The 25,919-nt window shown below is 74.1% G+C and carries 4 protein-coding genes; all 4 read left to right on the top strand.

The features are described 5' to 3' along the window. The coding region (locus tag ACFVFR_RS09165) for an acyl carrier protein (protein WP_383699067.1) at positions 1-632 on the top strand (632 nt) is incomplete at its 5' end. 3 nt (positions 633-635) lie between these two features. Then, positions 636-12,563, top strand: a complete 11,928-nt coding sequence (locus tag ACFVFR_RS09160) for an SDR family NAD(P)-dependent oxidoreductase (protein ID WP_383699066.1) — start codon at positions 636-638, stop codon at positions 12,561-12,563. An 8-nt stretch (positions 12,564-12,571) separates the two neighbouring features. Next, positions 12,572-20,965: an SDR family NAD(P)-dependent oxidoreductase gene (locus ACFVFR_RS09155; protein WP_383699065.1), complete on the top strand. Its 8,394-nt coding sequence runs from the start codon at positions 12,572-12,574 to the stop codon at positions 20,963-20,965. After that, positions 20,962-25,881, top strand: coding sequence for a beta-ketoacyl synthase N-terminal-like domain-containing protein (locus ACFVFR_RS09150; RefSeq protein ID WP_383699064.1), 4,920 nt, complete (start codon positions 20,962-20,964; stop codon positions 25,879-25,881). Before ACFVFR_RS09155 ends, ACFVFR_RS09150 begins: the two co-directional genes overlap by 4 nt. The last annotated feature ends 38 nt before the right edge of the window (positions 25,882-25,919 follow it).

Below are 25,919 nucleotides of genomic sequence, written 5' to 3'. Positions count from 1 at the left end.
TGGGGTTGGACTCGGTGGTGGGTGTGGAGTGGGTGCGTGCCGTGAACCAGGAGTTCGGTACGTCGGTGAGTACCACGAAGATCTACCAGTACCCCAACGTCGCGGAGTTCGCCCGCTTCCTGGCCGGCGAGCGCCCGACGACGGGCCTCGCGGCCCGGCCGACCCCGCCCCCCGCCCCGGAGCCGACACCCGCGCCGGTGGCGCGGACCCGGCCGGAGCCGGCCGCCCCGCCCCGACCGGTGACGGAACCCGAACCCCGACCGCTGCCCACCCCCGCGGTCGCCGGGCGGTCGGCGGAGGAGTTGGTGGAGCTGCTGCGCGCGAGTTTGGCTCGGGAGTTGTTCGTGGAGGTGGAGGAGATCGACGCGGGTCGTAGCTTCACGGAGTTGGGGTTGGACTCGGTGGTGGGTGTGGAGTGGGTGCGTGCCGTGAACCAGGAGTTCGGTACGTCGGTGAGTACCACGAAGATCTACCAGTACCCCACGCTCCGGGAGTTCTCGGAGTACCTCGCCGGCGAGCTTCCCGCCCCGGCTGACGACGACCTCGATGACGTGCTGGCCAAGGTGTACGAGGGCGAGATCGACATCTGGCAGGCCGAGGCCCGCCTGTCCGCCCAGGTGAAGGAGGTCTGACCGATGAACCGCCAGGAGATTCTGGCCGCGCTGCGCGCGAAGCGGCTCACCCCGGAGGAGGCCCGCAGGCTGCTGCGGGGCGAGAGCGGACCGACCCCCGCCGCCCAGCCGGCCCCCGCGCCGGCCCCCACCCAGCCGGGTCCGCGCCCCGCCGGCCGGGCGCCCCGCGACCCCGCGCCGGCGACCCCCGTCGCGCCCGTCGCGCCGAGCTCGCCCGCACCCGTGACCGGGCAGGTCCCGGCGTCCCTCGTCGCGTCCGCCACCCAGCCGGTGGCGGGCGACGGCCGGCCCTCCCCGATCGCCATCGTCGGCATGTCGGGCCGGTACGCCACCGCCCGGGACCTGGACCAGTACTGGGAGCTGCTCGACCAGGGCCGCGACGCGGTGCGCGAGATCCCGCCCACCCGCTGGGACATGGAGCGCTACTACGACCCGACGGTCGGCAAGGAAGGCTCCATCTACTGCCGGTGGATGGGCCTGCTCGACGACATCGACGCCTTCGACTCCTTCTTCTTCGAGATCTCCCCCTCCGAGGCGGAGATGATGGACCCGCAGCACCGGATCTTCCTGGAGGAGGCCTACCGCGCCTTCGAGGACGCCGGCTACTCGCGCCAGCGCCTCGACGGCAGCAACTGCGGCGTCTACCTCGGGCTGGCCAGCAGCGACTACTACACGCTGGCCCACGAGGCGCTCCAGGAGGGCGATGAGCTGCCCAGCGTCACCAGCGTCAGCAACGCCATCGCCGCCGGCCGCCTCGCCTACTTCCTCAACCTCAAGGGCCCGGCCCTGACCGTCGACACGGCCTGCTCCTCCTCGCTGGTCAGCGTGCACCTGGGCGTCCAGGCCCTGCAACGCGGCGAGGTCGACATGGCGCTGGCCGGCGGCGCCTCGCTGTACCTGAGCCCCGACTCGTACATGCACATGTGCTCGGCCGGCATGCTCTCGCCCGACGGCCGCTGCAAGACGTTCGACAACGGTGCCGACGGCTTCGTGCCGGGCGAGGGTGCCGGCGCCGTGGTCCTCAAGCGGCTGGCCGACGCCGAGCGCGACGGCGACCAGATCCACGGTGTGATCACCGCCAGCGGCATCAACCAGGACGGCCGCACCAACGGCATCACCGCCCCCAACCTGGGCAGCCAGATCGAGCTGGTGCGCGCGGCGTACGAGCGGCACGGCATCGACCCGGCGACCATCAGCTACGCCGAACTGCACGGCACCGGAACCAAGCTCGGCGACCCCATCGAGCTGGAGGCCCTGGCCAGCGCCTTCCGTACCTGGACCGACCAGCGCGGCTTCTGCGCCATCGGCTCGGTGAAGTCCAACGTCGGCCACATGTCGGCGGCGGCCGGCGTCGCGGGGCTGCACAAGATCCTGCTGTCCCTGCGGCACGCCAGGCTCGCGCCCACGCTGCACGTGAACGCGCCCAACGAGCACTTCGACTTCGAGCGGTCGCCCTTCGTGCTGACCACCGAGGGCCGGGCGTGGGAGCCGGTGCCGGGCGCGCCGCGCCGCGCCTGCCTGAGCGCGTTCGGCTTCAGCGGCACCAACGCCCACGTCGTGGTGGACGAGTACGTGCCCACCGCCGCGCGGCGCCCCGCGCCCCCGCGCGACGGCGAGCGGGCGTACACCTTCGTCCTGTCGGCCAAGGCCGAACCCCAACTGCGGGAGATGGCACGGCGGTTGGCCACCCATCTCGCGGACCGTCCCGAGGTGCGTCTGGACGACGTGGCGTACACCCTGCAGACCGGTCGCGAGGCGATGCGCGAGCGGCTGGCCGTCACCGCGCGCGACCGCGCCGGCCTGCTGGAGGCGCTGGACCGCTTCGCGGAGCTGGGCGAGACGGGGCCGGGCGTGCTGCGCGGGCGTGTCGTCAAGCGGCCCAAGGGCCACGACTGGGTCGAGGGCGGGCCCGCCGACTGGGCCGCGGAGTGGGAGGGACGCAGCCCGCGCCGCGTGCCGCTGCCGACCTACCCCTTCGAGACGTCGCGCCACTGGTACCCGCAGGCGGCCACCGCCACCGCCCTGGTCAACGCCGCCGGCCCCACCCCGGCGGAGCCGGCGCCGGTCGTGGGACAGTCGGCGCCGCGCCACCCGCTGGTGCACGAGAACATCTCCGACTTCACCCGCCAGCGCTTCCGCTCCACCTTCACCGGCCAGGAGTTCTTCCTCGCCGACCACCGCGTGGACGAGGTCCCGGTGCTGCCCGGCGCCGCCGTGGTCGAGATGGCGCGCGCCGCCGGCGACCTCTCCGGCGGCCAGCCCGTCACCGAGATCAGCCAGGTCGTGTGGGCCCGGCCGGTAGTGGACCAGAGCGTGGAGATCGCGCTGTTCCCCACCGCCGGTACCGGGGCCGGCTTCGAGGTGTACGACGGACACGGCACGCCGTGCGCCAGCGGCGAGCTGGGCTTCGACCCGCTGCCGGCACCGCCCGCGCTGGACCTCGCCGCGCTCCGCGCGCGCTGCGCCACCCGACTCGACCACGCCGCGCTCTACCCGGCCGACGACGCGCCCGGCTCCGGGGTCTCCTACGGGCCGGCCTTCCGGACCCTACGGGAGCTCGCGTACGGACCCACCGACGCGCTGGCCACCCTCGAACTGGACACGGAGCGCCCCGGGTACGCCCTGCACCCGGCCCTGCTCGACGGCGCCTGGCAGGCCATCCGCCCCTTCCTGGCCACCGACGGCGCGGTCCACCTGCCCTTCGCCGTGGACCGGGTCCGCTGCTTCGCGCCGCTGCCCTCCCCGGCCCGCGCCCACATCCGCCCGGCGAGCGCCGACACGCCCGGCAGCCGGGTCTTCGACGTCACCGTCACGGACGCGGACGGCGTCGTGGCCGCCGAGATCACCGGGTTCACCGTCCGCGCCACGGGCCGCCCGAAGGCGCCCGAGCCCGTCTTCCTCGCCCGCCGCTGGCAGGAGGCGCCGGCCGGCCAGCACACCGGCGCCGGCCGCACCCTGGTGCTGTTCGCCGACGCCGCCACCTCGGGCCAGGCCGCCGGCCTGGCCGCCGTGACCGCCCTGGCCGACGCGAGCGGCGAGGCCGGCGCCGACTACACGGCGAGCGCTGGCGGCACGCGCTTCACCCTGCGCCCCACCGAGCGGGACGACTACGCCCAGCTGTTGGCCGAGCTGCGCCGCCGCGACCAGCTCCCCGACCGGATCGTGCTGGTGGCCACCGAGCCGGCGGACGGCCCGTACGCCGTGCACGCCCTGGCCCGTGCCCTGACGGGAGCCGGCCCCCGCCGGCAGCTCGACCTGGTCTACGTCTACCCCGTGGCCGGCGACGAGCGCCCGCGTCCCGAGTACCGGGCGGTCGGCGGCTATCTGCGGAGCCTGGCCACGGAGGACCGGTTCGTCACGGCCCGCACCGTGGGCCTGTCCGCCGACGGCGACGTCCTGACCCGGCTGCGCGCCGAGCTGGCCGCCGACCCGGCCGAGGCGTCGGAGGTCTGGTGGGACGGCGCGACGCGCCGCGCGGTACGCACCGTGGAGGCCGACCCCGCCGCCCTGGCCGACCCGGCCGGGACCGCGCCGGCCTTCCGTACCGGCGGGGTCTACCTGATCACCGGCGGCTTGGGCGGCGTCGGCCGCATCCTGGCCTGCCACCTCAGCCAGGTCCACGACGCGCGCCTGGTCCTGACCGGTCGCGGCGAGGCGGGCGACGCGGAACTCCCCGGCGCGCACACCCTCTACGTGCGCGCCGACGTCTCCCGCCGCGCCGACGTGGAGGCGCTCGTCGCCCGGGCCAAGGAGCGCTTCGGGCGGATCGACGGCGTCCTGCACTCCGCCGGCACCCTGCGCGACGCGCTGATCCGCAACAAGTCCGTCGAGGACGTGGCCGCCGTACTGGCCCCCAAGGTCGCCGGCACCCGCCACCTGGACGAGGTGCTGCGCGAGGAACCGCTCGACCTGTTCGTGCTCTTCTCGTCGATGTCCGCCGTCCTGGGCAACCTGGGCCAGAGCGACTACTGCTTCGCCAGCGCCTACCAGGACGCCTTCGCCGCCCAGCGCGAGGAGCGACGCCGGGCGGGCCAGCGCTCGGGCCGCACGCTGTCGGTGGGCTGGCCGTACTGGGCCGAGGGCGGCATGACCATCCAGCCCGAGGCGGCGCGCGCGATGCGCGAACGCCTGGGCATCGCCCCGCTCGCCGCGCGCGAGGGCTGCCAGGCCCTGGAGCGCGCGCTGACCCTGCCCGAGTCGCACGTGGTCTACGCCAGCGGCGACGCGGCGGCCATCCGCCGCACCTTCGGCGTCCAGGACCGGGCCGGCGCCCCGACCCAGGCCGCCCCGGAACCCGGGCCGGCCACCCCGGCGCCGACCGCCGGCGCCACCCCGGCCACGCCCGCGCCGACGGCCCAGCTCAGGCGGCAGATGGTCGGCTACCTGACGCGCATCGTCAGTGAGCGCATCAAGAGCGACGCGGACAAGATCGACGCCGCCGACGACTTCGAGGTCTTCGGCATCGACTCGATCGTCATGATGAGCCTGACCCGGCGCATGGAGGAGGACTTCGGCGAGCTCCCGAAGACCCTGTTCTTCGAGTACGGGAGCATCGAGGAACTCGCCGACCACTTCGTCGCCGACCGCGCCGCCGACCTGCGCCGCGTCTTCGGCGACCCGGCGGCGGAGCCGGCGGCCGGGACCGGCCAGAGCCCGGCGGCGACCACCACGCCGCCACCCGCCCCGCCGACCCGCCCCACACCCCCCGCGCGCCACACGGCCCCCCGCTTCCGCACCCCGGCCACCCCGCGGGGCGCCACCCCCGCGCGCGGCGCCGACTCCCAGGACATCGCCGTCATCGGCATCGACGGCCGCTACCCGGGCGCCGAGGACCTGCGCGAGCTGTGGGCCAACCTGGCCTCGGGGACCGACTCCGTCAGCGAGGTGCCCGCCGACCGCTGGGACCACGCCCAGTACTACGCGCCCGAGGGCAGGACCCCCGGCAAGGCGTACGCCAAGTGGGGCGGCTTCCTCGACGGCGTCGACCAGTTCGACCCGCTGTTCTTCAACATCTCCCCGGGCGAGGCCGACTTCCTGGACCCGCAGGCCCGCCTGTTCCTCCAGACCGCGTGGCGCGCCGTGGAGAACGCCGGCTACACCCGCACCGGCCTGGCCGGGGAGAAGGTCGGCGTCTACGTCGGCGTCATGTACGGGATGTACGAGCTGTTCCAGGGCGAGATCAAGGGCGAGCCGGTCCCGGTGCCGTCCTCGTTCGCGGCGATCGCCAACCGCGTCTCGTACTTCATGAACCTCCACGGCCCCAGCATGGCCGTGGACACCATGTGCTCCTCGTCGCTGACCACCATCCACCTGGGCTGCGAGAGCATCCGCCGGGGCGAGAGCGACATGGTCATCGCGGGCGGCGTCAACCTGACCGTCCACCCCAACAAGCTGATCCTGCTCAGCCAGGGCAACTTCGCCTCGACCGACGGCCGGTGCCGCAGCTTCGGCGCGGGCGGCGACGGCTACGTGCCCGGCGAGGGCGTGGGCGCGGTGGTGCTCAAGTCGCTGGAGCGCGCCATCGCCGACGGCGACCACATCCACGGCGTCATCAAGGGCAGCGCCATCAACGCCGGCGGCAAGACCTCCGGCTTCACGGTGCCCAACCCCAACGCGCAGGCCGACCTGATCCGTTCGGGCCTGGCGGGCGCCGGCGTGGACGCGCGCTCGGTCTCCTACATCGAGGCGCACGGCACCGGCACCTCGCTGGGCGACCCCATCGAGATCACCGCGCTCACCAACGCCTTCCGCCACCACACCCAGGACACCGGCTTCTGCGCGATCGGCTCCCTCAAGTCGAACATCGGACACCTGGAGTCCGCCGCCGGCATCGGCGCGCTGAGCAAGGTCCTCCTCCAGCTCAAGCACCGCCAGTTGGCGCCCTCCCTGCACGCCACCACCCTCAACCCCTACATCGACTTCGCCAGCGGCCCCTTCACCGTGCAGCGGGAGCTGGCCCCCTGGGAGGCGCCGGACGGCCAGCCGCGCCGGGCCGGCATCAGCTCCTTCGGCGCGGGCGGGTCCAACGCCCACCTGATCGTCGAGGAGTACGTCGAGGAGCGCGCCGAGCCCGCGCCCACGGTCGGCCCGTACCTGTTCGTCCTCTCCGCCCGGGACGGGGAGCGGCTGCGCGAGCTCGCCGCACACCACCTGAGCGCCGCCCGCGAGGGGTACGACGGAGCCCACCCCGCCGCCGTCGCCCACACCCTCCAGGTCGGCCGCGAGGCCATGGAACAGCGACTGGCGATCGTGGCCGCCGACCTCGGCGAACTGACCTCCGCGCTGGCGGCGTACGTGGCCGGCGAGCCGGGCACCGCACGCGTGTACACCGGCGACAGCCGGGGCGCGGGGCGCCAGTCCAAGCTCCTGGTGGGCCTGTTCGAGGACAGCGACATGATGTCCGGGCTGCTGCGCGAACGACGCCTGGACAAGATCGCCGAACTCTGGGTCGAGGGCATCGCCGTGGACTGGGCGCTGCTGTACGACCAGCCGCCGCGCCGCGTGCCGCTGCCCGGCTACGCCTTCGCCAGGGAGCGCTGCTGGGTCACCGGCCCGGCCACGCCCCGCCCGGCGGCCGGCGCGGACCAGCTCCACCCGCTGCTCCACCGCAACAGCTCCGACCTGGAAGGGCTGCGCTTCAGCAGCACCTTCACCGGGCGCGAGTTCTTCCTGCGCGACCACCAGGTCGGCGGCGCCAGACTGCTGCCCGCCGTCGCCTACCTGGAGATGGCGCTGGCCGCCGTGCGCGCCGCGCTGCCCGAGCAGGCGCGCGGCGCCGACCTGCGCGTACACGACGTGGTGTGGCTGCGCCCGCTGACCGTGGCCGAGCAGCCGGTCACCGCGCACATCACGCTGACCCCCGGGACCGACGCCCAGAGCATCGCCTTCCGCGTCCACAGCCAGAGCTCCGACGGCGACCGGGTCGACCAGACGCACTGCCAGGGCAGCGTGGAGCTCACCGCGCCGGACCAGACGCCCGCGCGGAACCTGGACCTGGCCGCGCTCCGGGACCGCTGCACCCGCCCGCGCGTCGAGGGCACCTGGTGCTACGACGCGTTCACCCGCATGGGCATCGCCTACGGGCCCGCCCACCAGGCCATCGAGACCGTCCACCGGGGCACCGACGAGGTGCTGGTCGCGTTGCGTCTGCCGGCCGGCGTGCGCGCCGACGCCGACCGCTACACGCTGCACCCCGCGCTCCTGGACGCGGCGCTCCAGGCCACGCTGGCCCTGTCCCTGCCCGACGACGTGGACACGCTGCCCGAGACGGCGGGCGGCTCGGCCGAACTACCCTTCGCTGTCGGCTCGGTGACCGTCACCGACGCCACCACACCCGTGATGTGGGCCCATCTGCGCCCGGCCCGGGACGGCGGCGACCGGCTCAAGAAGATCGACATCACACTCAGCGACGAGACCGGCCGGGTCCTGGTCCACCTGGACCAGGTGGCGTTCAAGAGCTACGCCTTCGAGTCGGCCACCGCGACGCCAGAGCGTCTGCTGTACGCCCCGCGCTGGGACGCGCGGGCGCTGGCACGGCCGGCCGACGGGGCCGGCGCCCACGTCGACCGGTGGACCGTGCTGGTCGGCGACCCGGCCCCGGGCCTGCTCGCCGAGCTGACCCGACTCCTGCCCGAGGCCGACGTGCGGGCCCTGTCCTCCCACGCGCCCCGCCCCGTGGACCGCTACCAGGACCACGTCCTGGACCTGCTGCGGCACACCGGCCCGCTGCTCCACGACAGCCGCAGGCAGCGCCTGCTGGTGCAGGTCGTGGCCGCCGATGACACCTCCCTCGGCCTGGCCGGCTTCCTCCAGTCGCTGCGCGGCGAGCACCCGGACGCCAGCGTCCAGCTCCTGCGCCCCCAGGACGGTCCGACGCCGGCCGCACTGGCCGAACGCCTGCGCGCCGAGCGCGCCTGGCCCGCCGACCAGCTCGTACGCCACACCGCCGACGGTCGGCGCGAGATCCGCCAGTGGGTCCAGCTCCCCGAGCCCGCGCGCGCCGGGGAACCGCTGTGGCGTGACGGCGGGGTCTACCTCGTCACGGGCGGCGCCGGCGGCCTGGGCCTGCTGGTGGCCGAGGCCATCGCCCGCGACGTACGCGCCCCGCGCCTGGTCCTCACCGGCCGCTCCGCGCCCGGCGAGCGCACCGAGGCCGCCCTCGGGCGGCTGCGGGAGCTGGGCGCCGTGGCCGCGTACGAGCGGGCCGACGTCACCGACGCGGCGGCCTGTCACGCGCTGGTCGCGCGGATCACCGCCGAACACGGTGGCCCGCACGGCGTGCTGCACTGCGCCGGCGTCACCCGGGACCGGCTGATCACCGGCAAGAGCGCCGAGGACGCGCGGGCCGTGCTCGCCCCCAAGACGGCCGGTCTCATCGCCCTGGACGAGGCCACGCGGCACGCGCCGCTGGAGCTGTTCTGGCTCTTCTCCTCCGCCGCCGGCGCGCTGGGCAACGCCGGCCAGGCCGACTACGCGGCCGGCAACGCGTTCATGGACCACTACGCCGCCCACCGCAACACGCTGGTGGCCGGCGGCGAGCGGCGGGGACACACCCTCTCGGTCAACTGGCAGCTCTGGCAGGACGGCGGCATGGGCCTCAGCGCCGAGCAGGCGCGGGCCGCCACCGACGCCGTGGGCCTGGCGGTCCTGGACCGGGCCACCGGCCTGGACGCCCTCGCGGCCTGCGTGGCCACCGGCGAGGGGCAGGTCCTGCCGCTGATCGGCGACGCCGCCAAGGTGCGTGGCTACCTCGACGCGCAGACCACCAACGCCCCCCAGGCCACGCCCGCCACCCTCGCGCCGGGCACGGGCCCGAGTCAGGCGGCGGGCGGCGAGGAGGTGGCCGACCTGCTGGCCACCGTGCTGAAGGGCATCGTCGCCGAGGAGATCAAGCTCGACGCCGGGCGCGTGGACGTCCACGTCCCGCTGGAGAACTACGGCATCGACTCGGTGCTCATCATCAACCTCACCCAGCAGTTGGAACGGCACTTCGGCCCCCTGCCCAAGACGATCTTCTTCGAGAACCAGACGGTGGGGGAGCTGGCCGAGGCCCTGAGCCGCAGCCACCCACGCCAGGCCGCCGCACTGGTCGGACCCCACCCCGCGCCCCCGGCCCCGGCGCCCTCGACGCCGGCCGCCGCCGTCGCGCTGCCCGCCAACTGGTCCCGCGCCTTCACCGGCCCGGCCACCACCCCGGCCCCCCGGGCCGCCGCCCTCCCGGCCGCGCCCGAGCCCGCCGGCGCCCTGGACATCGCCATCGTCGGCCTGGCCGGGCGCTACGCGCAGGCCGACGACATGGCGACGTTCTGGGACAACCTGCGCTCCGGCCGGGACTCCGTCACCGAGATCCCCGCCGACCGGTGGGACCACACCCCCTACCTGACCGCCGGCACCGGCCCCAAGGAGCGGACCTACGCCCGCTGGGGCGGGTTCGTTGACGAGGCGACCAGTTTCGACTCGCTGTTCTTCAACATCTCGCCCGGCGAGGCCGAGGTGATGGACCCCCAGGAGCGGATCTTCCTGGAGTGCGTCCACCACGCCTTGGAGGACGCCGGCTACAGCCGACGCTCCCTCACCGGCAAGCCCGTCGGCGTCTACGTCGGCGTGATGTACGAGGAGTACCAGCTCTACGCGGCCCAGCAGCAGTTGCGCGGTGAGCTGGTCACCCTCACCGGCAGCGCCGCCTCGATCGCCAACCGCGTCTCCTACCAGTACGGCTTCCACGGGCCCAGCCTGGCCGTGGACACCATGTGCTCCTCGTCGCTGGTCGCCCTCCACCTGGCCGCCCAGAGCCTGCTGTCGGGCGAGTGCGAGGCGGCGATCGCCGGCGGCGTCAACCTCTCGCTGCACCCCAACAAGTTCCTCATGCTCGGCAGGCACCACTTCGCCTCGACACGCGGCCGGTGCGAGTCCTTCGGCGACGGCGGCGACGGCTACGTGCCCGGCGAGGGTGTGGGCGCCGTCTTGCTCAAGCCGCTCGCCCGGGCCGAGGCCGACGGCGACCACATCTACGGCGTCATCAAGGGCACCGCCGTCAGCCACGACGGCAAGACCAACGGCTACACCGTCCCCAACCCGCACGCCCAGACCGCCGTCATCCGGCGCGCGCTGGAGCGGGCCGGCGTCCAGGCCGACCAGGTCTCGTACGTGGAGGCGCACGGCACCGGCACCCGGCTCGGCGACCCCATCGAGGTCTCCGCGCTGACCAAGGCGTTCGGCGCTGAGTCCACCGAGGCACGCCGCTGCTACCTGGGCTCCGTCAAGTCCAACATCGGCCACTGCGAGAGCGCCGCCGGCATCGCCGGCGTCAGCAAGGTGCTGCTCCAGATGCGCCACGGACAGATCGCCCCGTCCCTGCACTCGACCACCCTCAACCCGGATATCGACTTCGCGGCCACCCCCTTCACGGTCCCGCAGGAGGTCACCGCCTGGGAGTCGCCCACCGGCCCGCGCGTCGCCGGCGTCTCCGGCTTCGGCGCGGGCGGCACCAACGCCCACGTGGTCATCGCCGAGTACCAGCCACCCACCACCCCCACCCCCGCCCCCGAGACCGCGAGCGGACCGCTGCTCGTGCGCCTGTCGGCCCGACGAGAAGACCAACTGCGCGCCGTGGCCCAGCGGTTGCTGGACTGGTCGCGTGACCACCGACTGAGCGCGGCCGAGCTGGCCGACGTCGCGTACACCCTCCAGGTGGGCCGCGACGCCTACGAGGAGCGCATCGGCTTCGTCGTCAGCAGCCAACACGACCTGGAGAGGGGCCTGGCCGACTTCCTGGCCGGCCACCGCGCCCCGCACCAGGGCACCGTCGAGACCCCCGTGCCCGCGCCGCGCGGCGCGGCCGGCGACGCGCTGCGCGACCAGTACGCGGCGGGAGAGTACGCCGCGCTGCTCGACCTGTGGGTGGGCGGCCAGGACCTGGACTGGGAGGCGTTCACCGCGCCCGGCACCCGCCGCCGGCGCAGCCTGCCGACCTACCCCTTCGCCCGCCCCCGGCACTGGCTGCCCCCCAAGGACACGGCCGTGCCGCTGGCCGCGCCGACCGGCGCGCCGGCCCCCGAGCGGCTGGCCCCGCTGCTGCACCACAACCGCTCCTCCCTGTTCGAACAGCGCTTCACCACGACGTTCACCGGCCACGAACCCTTCCTGGACGGCCACCGCGTCGCCGGCCGCCGCGTGCTGCCTGGCGCCGTGACGCTGGAGATGGCACGGCTGGCCGGGACGCTGAGCCTGGAGCGGGAGGTGCGCGCGGTACGCGACGTGCTGTGGCGACACCCCATCGAGGTCGGCGAGGAGCCCGTCGAGGTGAGCGTGCGCCTCCTCCCACACGAGGACTTCGTTCTGGTCCGGGTCGGCCTGGACCACGGGCCACAGGCCGCCCGCGTGTGCGTGGAGGCCCGGATCGACCTGACGGACGCGCCGCACCAGGCCCCGGCCGACGCGCCCCCGCTCGACCTGGCCGACGTCCTCGCCCGCTGTGACCGCCAGTTGACCGGCCCGGCCGGCTACGCGGCCATGGCGGCGGCCGGCCTGGACAACGGACCGGCCTTCCAGGTCATCGAGGAGGTGCTGTACGGCGACGGCGAGGCGGTGGCCCAGCTCGCGCTGCCACCGGCCGCCGACCGCGACGAAGCCGAGGTCCTGCGCCCCGCGCTGGTCAACGGCGCCTTCCAGGCCGTCATCGCGCTGATGGCGGACCCGGCGGGACACGAGCGCGAGAGGCGACTGCTGCTGCCCTTCTCGGTGGCCGCCGTCGACGTCCGCGGGCCGCTACCCGAGGAGTGCGTCGCCTACCTGCGCCGCCTGGGCGACACCCCGCCCGGCGCCGGCGTCGACCGCTTCGACATCACGCTGACCGACCTGACCGGCAAGGCCCTCGTGGTCGTGAAGGACTACGCCCTGAAGTCGTTCGTGACCGGGGCCGAAGACAGGTGAATGAGGAAATGACCGAGCACGTCCGGCACTGGACCCCCCAGTGGCAGCCCACCCCGCCAGCGCCCCCCGGGTCCGCCGACGCGCCCAGCGCCAGCGGCCACATCCTGGCCCTCGCCCCGCGGGACGAGGCCGAAGCGGCCCTACGCCAGGCCGTGGCACGCCAGGCCACCGGCGCCACGCTGCGCGTGGTGCGCACGGCCGACCACCTGGTCCCGGCCCTGCGCGAGGGCCCCGCGCCCACCCGCGTGCTGATCTGGCACGGGCCCACCGCGCCCCGGCACACCGGTGACGTCACGGTCGCGCACGCCGCCGAGCGGGAGTACGTCCTGCTGCACGAGCTGACCCAGGCGCTGCTGCGTGAGCGCGCGGAGCACGACGTCCGCCTCGTCCACGCCTTCACCGAGGACGCGGACGGCGACAGCCCGCACTACGCCGCCGTCGGCGCCTTCGCCCGGGTGGTCGCCCTGGAGAAGCCCGCCTTCGACTACCGCAGCGTGGCCCTGACCCCGCGCCCGGCCGACGCGGCGGCGGCCACCGTACTCGCCGAGTTCGACCAGCCGGCCGGGGCGAGCCAGATCCGCTACGACGGCGAGCGCCGCACCGTACGCGGCCTCGCCGCGCTGCCCACCCCGACCGGCGCGCTGCCCGACCCGGTACGGCCCGGCGCGACCTACCTGATCACCGGCGGCCTGGGCGGTCTCGGACTGGTCTTCGCCCGCGAACTGGCCCGCCGCGCCCCGGTGCGCCTGGTCCTCAGCGGGCGTGGCCCGCTGGACGAGCGGGGCCGGGCCGCGCTGGCCGACCTCACCCGCGAGGGCGCCCAGGCCCGGTACGCGCGGGCCGACGTGAGCTCGGCCGAGGGCGTGGCGACGCTGGTGAGCCAGGCCCGCGACGCCTTCGGGCCGCTGTCCGGCGTCCTGCACTCGGCGGGCGTCATCCGCGACTCCTTCCTGCTGCGCAAGACCCGCGAGGAGGCGGCGGCCGTCCTCGCCGCCAAGGTCACCGGCACCGCCCTGCTGGACGAGGCGCTGCGCGGCGAACCGCTCGACTTCTTCGTCCTCTTCTCCTCGCTGGCCGGCACGCTCGGCAACCTCGGCCAGGCCGACTACGGCTTCGCCAACGCCTACCTCGACCACTACGCGCACCGCCGAGAGGCGCTGCGCCGGCGCGGTCTGCGCACCGGCCGCACCCTGGCCGTCGGCTGGCCGCTGTGGGCGGGAGTCGGCGCCATGCACGCCGGGGACGCCGCCGAGGAGCGGGCCAGGACGGAGCTGGGCCTGCACCCGCTGACCCCGGACGAGGGCGTGAGCGCCCTGTTCACCGCGCTGGCCGGCGACGCGCCGCAGGTCGTGGTGGTCAAGGGCGAGCCGCGCACCTGGGAGCTGCTGGAGTCGGCGACCGGGCGCCCCGCGCCCCGGCCGCGCACCGGCCCCGCCGCGCCGTCCGCCACCCAGACGGCGGAGCCCGGCGCCGACCCGGTGCTGCGTGGCCGCACCCGTGACCACCTGGTGCGCCTGGTCTCGCGCTTCACCAAGCTGCCGACCTCCGAGATCCGACCCGAGGTCTCCTTCGGCCGCTACGGCGTCGAGTCGATCCTGATCATCAGCATGACCCAGGAGCTGGAGGAGGACCTGGGCCCGCTCGCCAAGACGCTGTTCTTTGAATACGACAACGTCAACGAGCTCACCGACCACCTCGTGCGCACCAAGGGCGCCCGACTGAGCGCCCTCTTCGGGCTGGCCGCGACCACCCCCACCCAGCCCGCCGTGGCACCGGTCCCGGTCGCCGCCCCCACCCCGGCCCCCGCGCCGACCGCCGCCACCCCGGCCAGGACGCTGACCGGCAAGTGGGCCCTGCTCACCGGGCGCGGCCGGGCCGACCAGCCCGCCACCGCACCCCCCGCCCCCGCCGCCACCCCGGAGCCGGCCGCGCCGCGCGCACCCGCCGCGCGGCCGGCCGCCGCGCGGGACATCGCCATCATCGGCCTGGCCGGGCGCTACCCGGGCGCCGCGGACCTCGACGCCTTCTGGGAGAACCTGCGCACCGGCGCGAACAGCGTCACCGAGGTCCCGCACCGCCGCTGGGACCACAGCGCCTACTACAGCCCCGAGCGCGGCAAGCCGGGCACCACCTACAGCCGGTGGGGCGGCTTCCTGGACGGCGTGGAACTCTTCGACCCGCTGTTCTTCAACATCCCGCCCGTCGAGGCCGAGTTCCTCGACCCGCAGGAGCGCCTGTTCCTGGAGACCTCCCACCAGGTCATCGAGGACGCCGGCTACGCCCCGGGCGCGCTGGCCGGCAAGAAGGTCGGCGTCTACGCCGGCGTCATGTTCGGCCTCTACCAGCTCCTGGCCACCGACAAGCACGGCGGCTGGCTCAACGGCAACTCCTCGTACGCCTCGGTCGCCAACCGCGTCTCGTACTTCTTCGACTTCCACGGGCCGAGCATGACGGTGGACACCATGTGCTCCTCGTCGCTGGTCGCCATCCACCAGGCGTGCGCGGCCATCCGTGGCGGCGAGTGCGAACTGGCCCTGGCCGGCGGCGTCAACGTCATGTCCCACCCGGCCAAGTACCTCCAGCTCGGCCAGGGCGGCTTCCTCTCCAGCGACGGCCGCTGCCGCGCCTTCGGCGAGGGCGGCGACGGATACGTGCCCGGCGAGGGCGTGGGCGCCGTCCTCCTCAAGCCGCTGGACCAGGCCCTGGCCGACGGCGACCACGTGTACGCCGTCATCAAGGGCTCGGCCGTCAACGCGGGCGGCCGGACCAGTGGTTACTCCGTACCCAACCCGCACGCCCAGGCCGAGGTCATCAGCGAGGCGCTGGCCCACGCCGACGTCGACCCGCGGTCGATCTCCTACGTCGAGGCGCACGGCACCGGCACCTCGCTGGGCGACCCCATCGAGATCACCGGCCTGACCAAGGCGTACCGGAAGGCCACCCAGGACCAGCGGTTCTGCGCGATCGGCTCGGTCAAGTCGAACATCGGTCACCTGGAGTCGGCGGCCGGCATCGCCGCCCTGACCAAGGTGATCCTGCAACTGCGGCACCGCCAACTGGTGCCCTCGCTGCACGCCACGCCCCTGAACCCGCTGATCGACTTCGCCGAGACGCCCTTCACCGTCCAGCGCGACCTGGCGGACTGGCAGGCCCCGACCACACCCGACGGCCGGGAGCTGCCGCGCCGCGCGGGCGTCAGCGCCTTCGGCGCCGGCGGCACCAACGCCCACCTCGTCATCGAGGAGGCCCCGGCGCCGTCCCGACCGGCGCGCCAGGAGGCGCCGCGCGAGCAGCTCTTCGTGCTCTCCGCGCAGCAGCGCGAGGGCCTGACGAGCGCCGCCCAGCGACTCCTGGCCCACCTGGACCGTCACGCCACCCCCGCCCCGGCCGCCCACCAGCCGGCGACGGCCCAGGCACCCACGGCCCTGACACCCGAGACGGCGCGCGCCGAGACCCGCGCGGCGGTCGCCCACGCGCTGGGCCTGCGCCCGGCCGACATCGACGACCAGGAACCGTACGCCGACCAGGGCCTTGGCGCCTACGAACTGGTCGCCTGCCACGAGCGGTTGCAGGAACGACTGGGCCTGGCCTTCCCGGCCCAGGTGCTCCGCGAGCGGCCCACCGTGGCCGGTACCGCCGCCCACCTGGTCGACCTGTACGGCAGCGGACCCCTTGCCGCGCCCGAAGCCCCGGCGGCCGCCGCGCCCGCGCCGTCCCTGGCCGACCTGGCGTACACCCTCCAGACCGGGCGCGAGGCGATGGCCGAACGGCTGGCCGTGCGCGCCGGTGACCTGGACGGCCTGCGCCGGGGGCTGCGGGACTTCCTGGCGGGCCGCGCGGACGCCCCGGGCGTGTGGTCCGGCTCCACCGAGGACCACGACCGCCGGCTGCACTCGCTGCTGCACCACGACGTCACCCAGAAGTACACCCGCCAACTGCTGGCCGAGGGCCGGTTGGACGAGACCGCCGAGATGTGGGTCATGGGCGCCGACGCGGACTGGGCACCGCTGTGGCAGGGCCAGGCCCGGCGACGACTGCCGCTGCCCACCTACCCGTTCGCCCGCGAGGTGCACTGGATCGTCCCGGTCGGTCCGAACGACCCGCTGGTGCCCGCCTCGGCGCTGGTCGGCGCCCCGGGCGGCCCACCGGCCGCCCCCGCCGCGCCGCTCGCGCCCGCCGGGCCGGTGGCCCCGCGCCAAGCCGAGGCCGCCGCGCCGCGGGCCGCGCCGCTCAGTGGCGCGGAGTTGCACGCCGCTGTCCTGGCGGACGTGCGGCACCGCTTCTCCGACGTGCTCAAGATCCCTATCGACCGGCTCCGGGCCCACACGACGTTCGAGGACTACGGCGTCGACTCCGTCCGGATCACCCAGCTCAACCGGGCCCTGGAGGCGTACTACGGCCCGCTGCCCACCTCCCTGCTGTTCACCTACAAGGACCTGGAGTCCCTGGCGCGTCACCTGGCCACCACCGACGCCGCCCGGGAACTGGGCCGCCCGGCCCCCCGCGCCGCGATCGCGACACCGGCCGCGCCGGCCCCCGCCGCCCTCGTACCGGCCACCACGGCGACCGGCTCCCACGCCGCGACCGGCTCCGGGGACATCGCCATCGTCGGCCTCAGCGGGCGCTACCCGCAGGCGCCGGACCTGGCGCGGTTCGCCGAGAACCTCGCCGCCGGCAAGGACGCCATCACCGAGATTCCCACCGAGCGCTGGGACCACCGCGACTTCCCTGACATCGACTGCCGCTGGGGTGGCTTCCTCGACGACGCGTTCGCCTTCGACCCCGCCTTCTTCAACCTCTCGCCCGGCGCCGCCGCCTACATGGACCCCCAGGAGCGGCTGTTCCTGGAGGCCGTCTGGCACTGCCTGGAGGACGCGGGGCACACCCCCGAGTCCTTCGCCGACCCGCACGCCGGCGACCGGCGCGGCAACGTCGCCGTCTACGCCGGCGTCACCTTCAACGAGTACGGCCTGCACGGCGCGGCCGACCTGGCCGCCGGCAAGGACGTGCCGATCGACTCGCAGCTCTACTCGGTGGCCAACCGCGTCTCCTACCTGCTCAACCTGCGCGGCCCCAGCCTGGTCGTGGACACCGCCTGCTCCTCCTCGCTGTACGCCATCCACCTCGCCTGCGAGGCGCTGCGCCACGGCGAGGTCGAGGCCGCCATCGCCGGCGGCGTCAACCTGAGCCTGCACCCCAGCAAGTACCTGACGCTGGGCATGTTCAACTTCCTCTCCGCCGACGGCCACTGCAAGAGCTTCGGCGAGGGCGGCAACGGCTACGTGCCCGGCGAGGGCGTGGGCGCCGTCCTGCTCAAGCCGCTCGCCCGGGCCGAGGCCGACGGCGACCACATCTACGGCGTCATCAAGGGCACCGCCGTCAACCACGGTGGCAAGACCAACGGCTACACGGTGCCCAACCCGGTCGCCCAGGCCGAGGTCGTGCGCGCCGCGCTGACCAGGGCCGGCGTCGAGCCGGGCAGCGTCAGCTACCTGGAGGCCCACGGCACCGGCACCTCGCTGGGCGACAGCATCGAGATCGAGGCGCTGGCCACCGCGTTCGACGGCTTCCCCGACGACGGGCGGCACTGCGCCATCGGCTCGGTCAAGTCCAACATCGGCCACCTGGAGGCCGCCGCCGGCATCTCCCAGGTCACCAAGGTCCTGCTGCAGATGCGCGAGGGGCGGCTGTTCCCCAGCCGGCTCAACTCCGAGCGGCTCAACCCGAACATCGACTTCGACCGCACCCCCTTCCGGGTCCAGCTGGACGCCGAGCCCTGGCAGCCCCCGCAGGGCCAGCCGCGCCGCGCCGGCGTCAGCTCCTTCGGCGTGGGCGGCGTCAACGTCCACCTGGTCCTGGAGGAGTACACCGCCCGGCCCCGCCCGGCGGCGCCCACCAGCGGCCCCCACCTGGTGCCGCTGTCCGCGCGCGGCCCCGAGGCACTGGCCCGCTACGCCGCCGACCTGCACACCCACCTGGAGGGCGCGGCCCCCGACGCGCTGCCGGAACTGGCCGACGTGGCGTACACGCTCCAGGTCGGCCGCCGGCCGCTGGCGCACCGGGCCGCCTTCCTCGCCACCGACCTCGCCGACCTCGCCGCCCAGCTCAAGGGCTTCGTGGCCGACGGGCGGGTGGCCACCGAGCGGCTCGACACCGTCGCCCGGCAGTGGGTCGACGGCGAGGAGGCGGACTTCGAGGCCGCCTGGCGCGGGCGCCCGGGGCGCCGGGTCCCGCTGCCCGGCTACCCCTTCGAGCGCGATGCCCACTGGCTGTACCAGAGCCCCTTGCGGGTGGCCGCCGAACCGGCCGCCGCGCCGCCGGAGGCGGCCGACGCGCTGCCCGACGGCGTGGACCACGCGTTTCTGGGCCAACTGGCCGAGGCGTTCCGGGGCGAGCGCGCCGAGCTGATGGCCGGCTACCTCCAGCGCCGCGTCGCCACCCTGCTCGGCTTCGCCGAGGGCAAGCTGCCGGAGACCGACCGCGGCTTCTTCGAGCTGGGCATGGACTCCATCACCTCCACGCAGCTGCACAACCTGCTGGAGCAGCTCTTCGGCCACAGCCTGGACCTGCAACTCATCTTCAACTACCCGACCATCAACGACGTCGGTGGCTACCTGCTGGGCCTGCTGGACCAGGCCGGCGACCCGCGCGCCGCCGAGCCGCCCACGACCCCGGACACCGACGAGGACGCCCCCGTGTGGCTGTTCACCCGGGACTGGGCCGAGACGGACACGGCCGCCACGACCGAGGCCGGAGGCACCGTCGTCCTCCTGGACACCGGTGACAAGCTGCGGACGGCCCTGCTGGGCCTGCCGGCCACCCAGCGCCCCGAGCGCGTGATCCTGGTGCGCCCGGGCGAGCACGGGTTCCGCTCCACCGGGCCGGACGAGTTCGAGCTCGACCCGCTGGCCAGGGCCGACTACGAGCGCCTGCTCGACGCGCTGGCCGAGCGCGGCGCCCGCGTGGAGCGCGTCATCCACAACTGGTCGGCCCCCGCCTCCGACGCCGACCCCGACCGCGTCGAGGCCGCCCTGCACCACGGCGTCTACGCCCTGACCGCCCTCAGCCAGGCCGTGCTGGCCAAGCTGCCCGGTCAGCGGGTGCGCCTGGTCTACGCGTACGCCACGCGCGGCGGCGCCGCCGCGCCCGAGAGCCAGGGCATCGGCGGTTTCCTGCGGGCCGTGCGCATGGAGAGCCCGCTGCTGGTCTACAAGTCGCTTGAGTTCACCCGGGCCAACCTCAGCCGGGCCCGCGCGGCGGCGGCCCTGCTCGCCGAGTTCGGCCACGACGACCAGGACGTGGAGCTGCGACACAGCGGCAGCCGCCGCTGGACGCGCTGCTTCCACCCGGTCCCCGCCGGCGAGATCGAGGCCGCCCGGCCCCGCTTCGGCGACGGCGGCCGGTACCTGGTCACCGGCGGCCCCGGCGGCCTGGCCGGGCTCTTCGCCCGCTACCTGTGCGAGGAGCACCAGGCCACCGTCGTCCTGGTCGGCCGGCGCGAGGCCACCCCCGAGCGGCTGGCCGAGCTCGCCTCCTGGGGCGGCGATGGGGCCGGCGCGCACTACCTGCGCGCCGACATCGGTGACCGGCAGGCGGTCGCGGACCTGGTCGCTGAGGTGCGTGAGCGCTTCGGCCCGGTCACCGGCCTGATCCACTCGGCCGGCGCGCTGCGCGACGGCTCGCTCCAGAACAAGCGCCCCGAGGAGATGGCGGAGGTCTTCCGGGCCAAGGTGTTCGGCACCCGCCACCTGGACGAGGCGCTGCGGGACGAGCCGCTGGAGTGCTTCGTGATGTTCTCCTCGCTGGCGGCCGTCCTGGGCAACTTCGGACAGAGCGACTACTGCTTCGCCAACAGCTATCTGGACGCCTTCGCCGAGTACCGCGCCAAGCAGTGCGAGCGCGGCGAGCGCAGCGGTCACACCCTGTCGCTGAACTGGTCCTTCTGGCGTGACGGCGGCATGGAGACCAGCGACGCGATCCTGACCTGGATGCGCAACCAGTTGGGCACCGTCGTCCTGGAGGGCCCCGAGGGCTGGCAGGCGCTGCGTACCGCCGTCGGCCTGGGCCACCCGCAGGTCGTCACGGTCAAGGGCGACATCGCGAAGATCACCCGCATGTTGGGGGTCCCCGAGCGCGAGGTCGAGGCGACGCTGCCGGTCGGCGCGCCCGAGCTGCCTGGCGCGGCGGCCCCGGCCGGCGTGCCGGAGCCGCAGGCGCCCGCGGGCCCCGCGCCCGCCGCCCCGGCCACCGGGCTCGCCGTCGACGACGGCCCCCCGGGAGCGGGCGGCTTCGAGGGCTCGGACGACTCGTCCGATCTCGACGGCATGGGCGAGGACGACCTCGTCGCCCTGCTGCGGAAGGAAATCGAGCTGAGTGAGAACGAGGGGCTGGATGTTTCATGAGTGAGCAGGCCAAGAGCAGCACCACCGAGGTACTGAAACAGTCCGTCCTGACGATCCAGAACCTGCGCCGCCAGTTGGCCCGCAGCCGTGCGGCGGCCCAGGAGCCGGTCGCCGTGGTCGGCCTGGCCTGCCGCTTCCCCGGCGGGTGTGACACCCCCGAGCGGTTCTGGGACTTCCTGCGCGCAGCCGGCGTCGGCGTGCGCGACGTGCCCGAGGGCCGCTGGCCGGTCCAGGAGCACTACGACCCGACGCCCGGCAAGCCCGGCAAGATGTACATCCGGCAGAGCAACTTCCTGGCCGACGACGTCTCGACGTTCGACGCCCGGTTCTTCAAGATCTCGCCGCTGGAAGCCAACGCGATGGACCCCCAGCAGCGCCAGTTGCTGGAGGTGTGCTGGGAGGCGTTGGAGAACGCCGGCCAGCATCCGGAACAGCTGCGCGGCAGCTCCACCGGCGTCTTCGTCGGGATCTCCAGCAACTCCGAGTACGCCCAGCTCGTGCGCGACTCCGCCGACGTCAACGAGTACATCGGCACCGGCACCACCTCCAGCATCGCCTCCGGACGCATCTCCTACGCGTTCGGCTGGAACGGCCCCGCCCTGTCCGTGGACACCGCCTGCTCCTCGTCGCTGGTCGGCCCGCAGCTGGCCGTGGACGCGCTGCGACGCGGGGAGTGCGACACGGCACTGGCCGGCGGCGTGAACATGATGCTCTCGCCCGGCGTCATGTCCTCGCTGTGCATGATGAACGCCCTGGCCGCCGACGGCAGATCCAAGCCCTTCGACGCCTCGGCGGACGGCTACGGCCGGGGCGAGGGCGTGGGCATGGTCGTCCTCAAGCGCCTCTCGGACGCCCAGCGCGACGGCGACACCGTCTACGCCCTCATCCGGGGTGGCGCCATCAACAACGACGGCGAGAGCAGCGGCCTGACCATGCCCAACGGCCAGGCCCAGAAGGCCGTCCTGGCGCGGGCGTTGGAGAACGCCGCAGTGGCCGCCGAGGCCGTCGACTACCTGGAGACGCACGGCACCGGCACGCTGCTCGGTGACCCGATCGAGATCGACGCCATCCACCACGTCTACGGCCACGAGGCGCGCCCGCTCACGCTCGGCGCGGTCAAGGCCAACATCGGCCACCTGGAGGCCGGCGCCGGCATCGCCAGCCTCATCAAGACCGTGCTGTGCCTGCACCACGGCGAGATCCCGCCCATCGCCGGACTCAGCGAGCTCAACCCACGCCTGACGCCGCTCAGCGACTCCTTCACCTTCCCGCGCACCACCCTGCCCTGGCCGGCCGACCCCGACCGGCCCCGGTACGCCGGCATCAGCGCCTTCGGATTCAGCGGCACCAACGCGCACCTGATCCTCTCCGAAGCCCCCCAGGGCACACCGGAGCGCGTGCCCGAACACCCGCCGCTGGCCTCCTCGTTGCTGACCCTCAGCGCCACCGACGAGGAGAAGCTGGTCCGCCAGATACGCGACTTCGACGCCTACCTGGCCAGCGACCCCGACGTCCCGGTCGAGGACCTGTGCTTCACGGCCAACGCCTGTCGCACCGCGTTCACCCACCGCGCCGTCTTCCTCGGCACCACCGCCGCCGAACTGCGCGCGGGCTTCGCCGCCGTGCTCGCGGCGTACGAGGAGGAGGGGACGCTCTACTCGGACACCTCGGTCATCCTGGGCAGCAGCCACGGCCGGGACCGCTGGAACGCCAAGCGCACCCTGTTCACCCAGCACGCCGGCGGCCGGGCCTTCGCCGCGCGGACCGACGAGAAGATCCAGCCCAAGCTGGCCTTCCTCTTCCACGGCGACACCGGCCACACGGTCGAGGTCGCCCGCGCCCTGGCCGCCGCCTTCCCCGTCTTCCGGGGGGCGCTGGCCGAGTGCCTGACCCACTTCGAGGGAGCCTGCGGCCCCCAGCTCGCCGCGCTGACCACCGAGGGCGCCGCGCCCGCGACGCCGCAGGCCGCCCAGGCGTGGCTGTTCGCCGCCGAGTACGCCCTGTGCCAACTGCTGGCCTCCTACGGCGTCCTGCCCGAGATCACCTTCGGCGAGCGCACCGGCTCCCTGGTCGCGGCCGTCGTCTCCGGCGTGCTGAGCCTGCCGGCCGCGGTCGAGCACCACGTGGCGCTGGACGCGGCGCGCCGCTCGGCCGAACCGGTCGCCTTCGCCCGGGTGCTGCTGGAGCGCGAGACGTTCGAGGAGGTCATGCGCGACTGGCAGGGCCAGGCCCACCTGTCGGCCGTCTACGGCCCCGGCGAGCGCGTGCTGTCCGCCGCTCCCACGGCGCTGCGCCAGGTCACCGACGCGCTGGCCGCCGCCGGCGCCGAGATCGTCCCCGAACCGGACGCCACCTGGCCCTCGGCCGCCTACGAGGACCGGGCCACCACCTGGCGGCACGCCGTACGCGCGGCGGCCTACCAGCAGCCCGCCAGCCGCTACCAGTCGCCGCACACCCTCCAGACCAGCCACAACCCCGAGGCGCTGCGCGCCGACTTCCACGACCACGCCCTCACCTCCCCGATCCGCTACGACGAGGGCCTACGGGAGCTGTACGACCAGGGCTACCGGTTCTTCGTCGAACTGGGCGCGCCGCGCACCGCGGAGGTCCTGGAACGCGAGGACGTCGTGGTGCTGCGGCTGACCGACCGGGCGGCGGCACTGGACTCGCTGCTGCGGGCGCTGGCCCGGCTCTCCTGCCTGGGCTCCTCGCTGACCTGGCGGGACCACTACGCGGGCCGCGGCCGGCGCAAGCTGATGCTGCCCAACTACCCCTTCGAGTCCACCCGGCACTGGCTGGCCCACTCCGGCACCGACCAGGACACGGCGGAGCTGACCGGGCGCCTGGGCGGACGCCTGAGCCGGGAGGGCCTGCGCGGCGAGGAACTGGGCCTGCCGGTGCGGCAGAAGCAGTACCTGTACACCTTCGCCCACCAGAACTTCCCCGAGCTGGTGGACAACTCCGGTGTCGTGCACGTGGGGTACTACCTGGAGATGCTGCGGGCCGTGCTGGCCGAGCGACACCCGGGCCGGCTGTGCCGGGTGCGTGACATGCGCTTCACCGCCCCCCTCATGGTCTTCGCCGAGGAGACCAAGGAGGTGCTGCTGGTCCTGGACCCGCGCGAGTCCGGCGACGGCTCCTTCGACTTCCAGTTCCACAGCAAGGAGGCCGACGCGGCCCAGTGGAGTCTGAACGTCCACGGCGTCGTCGGCCCGACCGACGAGAGCACCACCACCGACGCCGCCCCGCTGGAGGTGGCCGCCATCCAGCGCGCCAGCCGCCGCGTGGTGCCCCGCGAGGAGTTCTACGAGCCGCTGGAGCAGGACCGGGGCTTCTACTTCGGCCCGGCCGTGCGCTACGTGGACGGGGCCTGGTGGCGCGAGGGGAACGAGGTGCTCGTCAGTTTCGCCGCGCCCCAGGGGGCCACCGCCGACCGTGACTACGCCCTGGGCTTCCACCCCGGCGTCCTCGACAGCTGCGCCCAGACCTGCAACTACGTGGCCGTCGAGCGCACCCCCGGCGGGCGTAAGTACATGGTGGCCGAGATGGACGAGGTCGTCCTGGGCCCCTGCTCGTCGGCCGAGGGCCTGCACGCGAGCGTGGCCGTCCCCGAGTTCGACGCGGACCGCCAGGAGATCACCGGCAGCATCCGCCTGGTGGACGCCTCGGGCACCACGGTCGCCTCCGTCGGCCACATCCGGCTCAAGGAGTTCGACGAGAAGAAGCTCGGCGAGCTCAAGGCCATGATGGACGCCGCCACCCTGGACAAGGAGGGCGAGGACCGCGACTTCCTCCAGCGCTACGGCTACGCGAACGCCGAACGCAAGCGGGAGATGGTCCTGGAGTACCTGGGCCGGCTGCTCGCGCACATCCTGGAGATGGAGCCCGAGGAGGTCGACCCCGACCAGGCGATGAGCGACTTCGGGCTGGACTCGATGACGGGCCTGCGCTTCTTCCACAAGACGGGCACGCTGCTGTCGGTGGACATCTCCTTCGCCGACCTGGTCCAGAGTGACACCCTGCGCGACCTGGCGGGCAACCTCACGGACCTGCTCCCCGGCGGCAGTGGGCTGCGCGCGGCACAGACCAAGCCGTACGAGGACAACCTGACCCCCGCGCACTGGGTGCACCGCTACCAGCCGGCGCCCGAGGCGAAGGTGCGGCTGTTCTGCTTCCCCAACGGCTACCGGGACGCCGACCTGTTCGATGACTGGCGCGAACACCTCGGTCCGGAGGTCGACGTGTGCGCGATCAAGCTGCCGGGGATGGACACCAAGCGGCTGGACGAGCGCGCCCCCTCCGACATCGACGCGTTCATGCGCACCATGGAGCGGGTCGTCGATCCCGCGCTGCTCGACCTGCCCTGCGCCACCTTCGGTCACAGCTGGGGCGCCCTGTTCTCCTTCCGGCTCTCCCAGCGGCTGGGTCTGAACCCGAGCGCCCGGCTGGTCAAGACCTTCGTCTCGGGCTTCGCCGCCCCCAGCGGACCCAACCCGAGCATCCAGGACATCCTGGATGAGCTGGCGAAGAACGGCATGAAGCAGATCCCCACCTACGAGGAGATCCGCCAGGACCCCGAGGCCGTCGAGGTCGTCGTCCGTGCCTACGGCGACGCCTGGAGCTACGGCGAGGTCGAGACCCGGGCGACGCTGCCGCAGCTGCTGGCCGCGTGCAGCCTCATCGACCGCTACACCTACGACCCCCACGAGACCTTCGCCGCCCCCGTCACGGCCTTCCACGGCGTGGACGACTGGGTGGCGTCGGAGGAGACCAAGCTGTGGGAGGGGCTGACCACCGGCCCCTTCCTCCTGCACACGATGGCCGGCGACCACCAGTTCATCGACGCCCACCAGTCCCAGAGCCGTCTGCTGGCCATCATCCGGCAGGAACTCCTGGACGCGGTGGGCCGGTCATGAGCGGTGGGTTGGACGGGAACGTGAAAACGAGGAGAGAG

The sequence above is a fragment of the Streptomyces sp. NPDC057702 genome (genome assembly GCF_042799315.1).
Lineage (GTDB): Bacteria > Actinomycetota > Actinomycetes > Streptomycetales > Streptomycetaceae > Streptomyces.
This window is presented reverse-complemented; position numbering and strand designations above follow the sequence as displayed.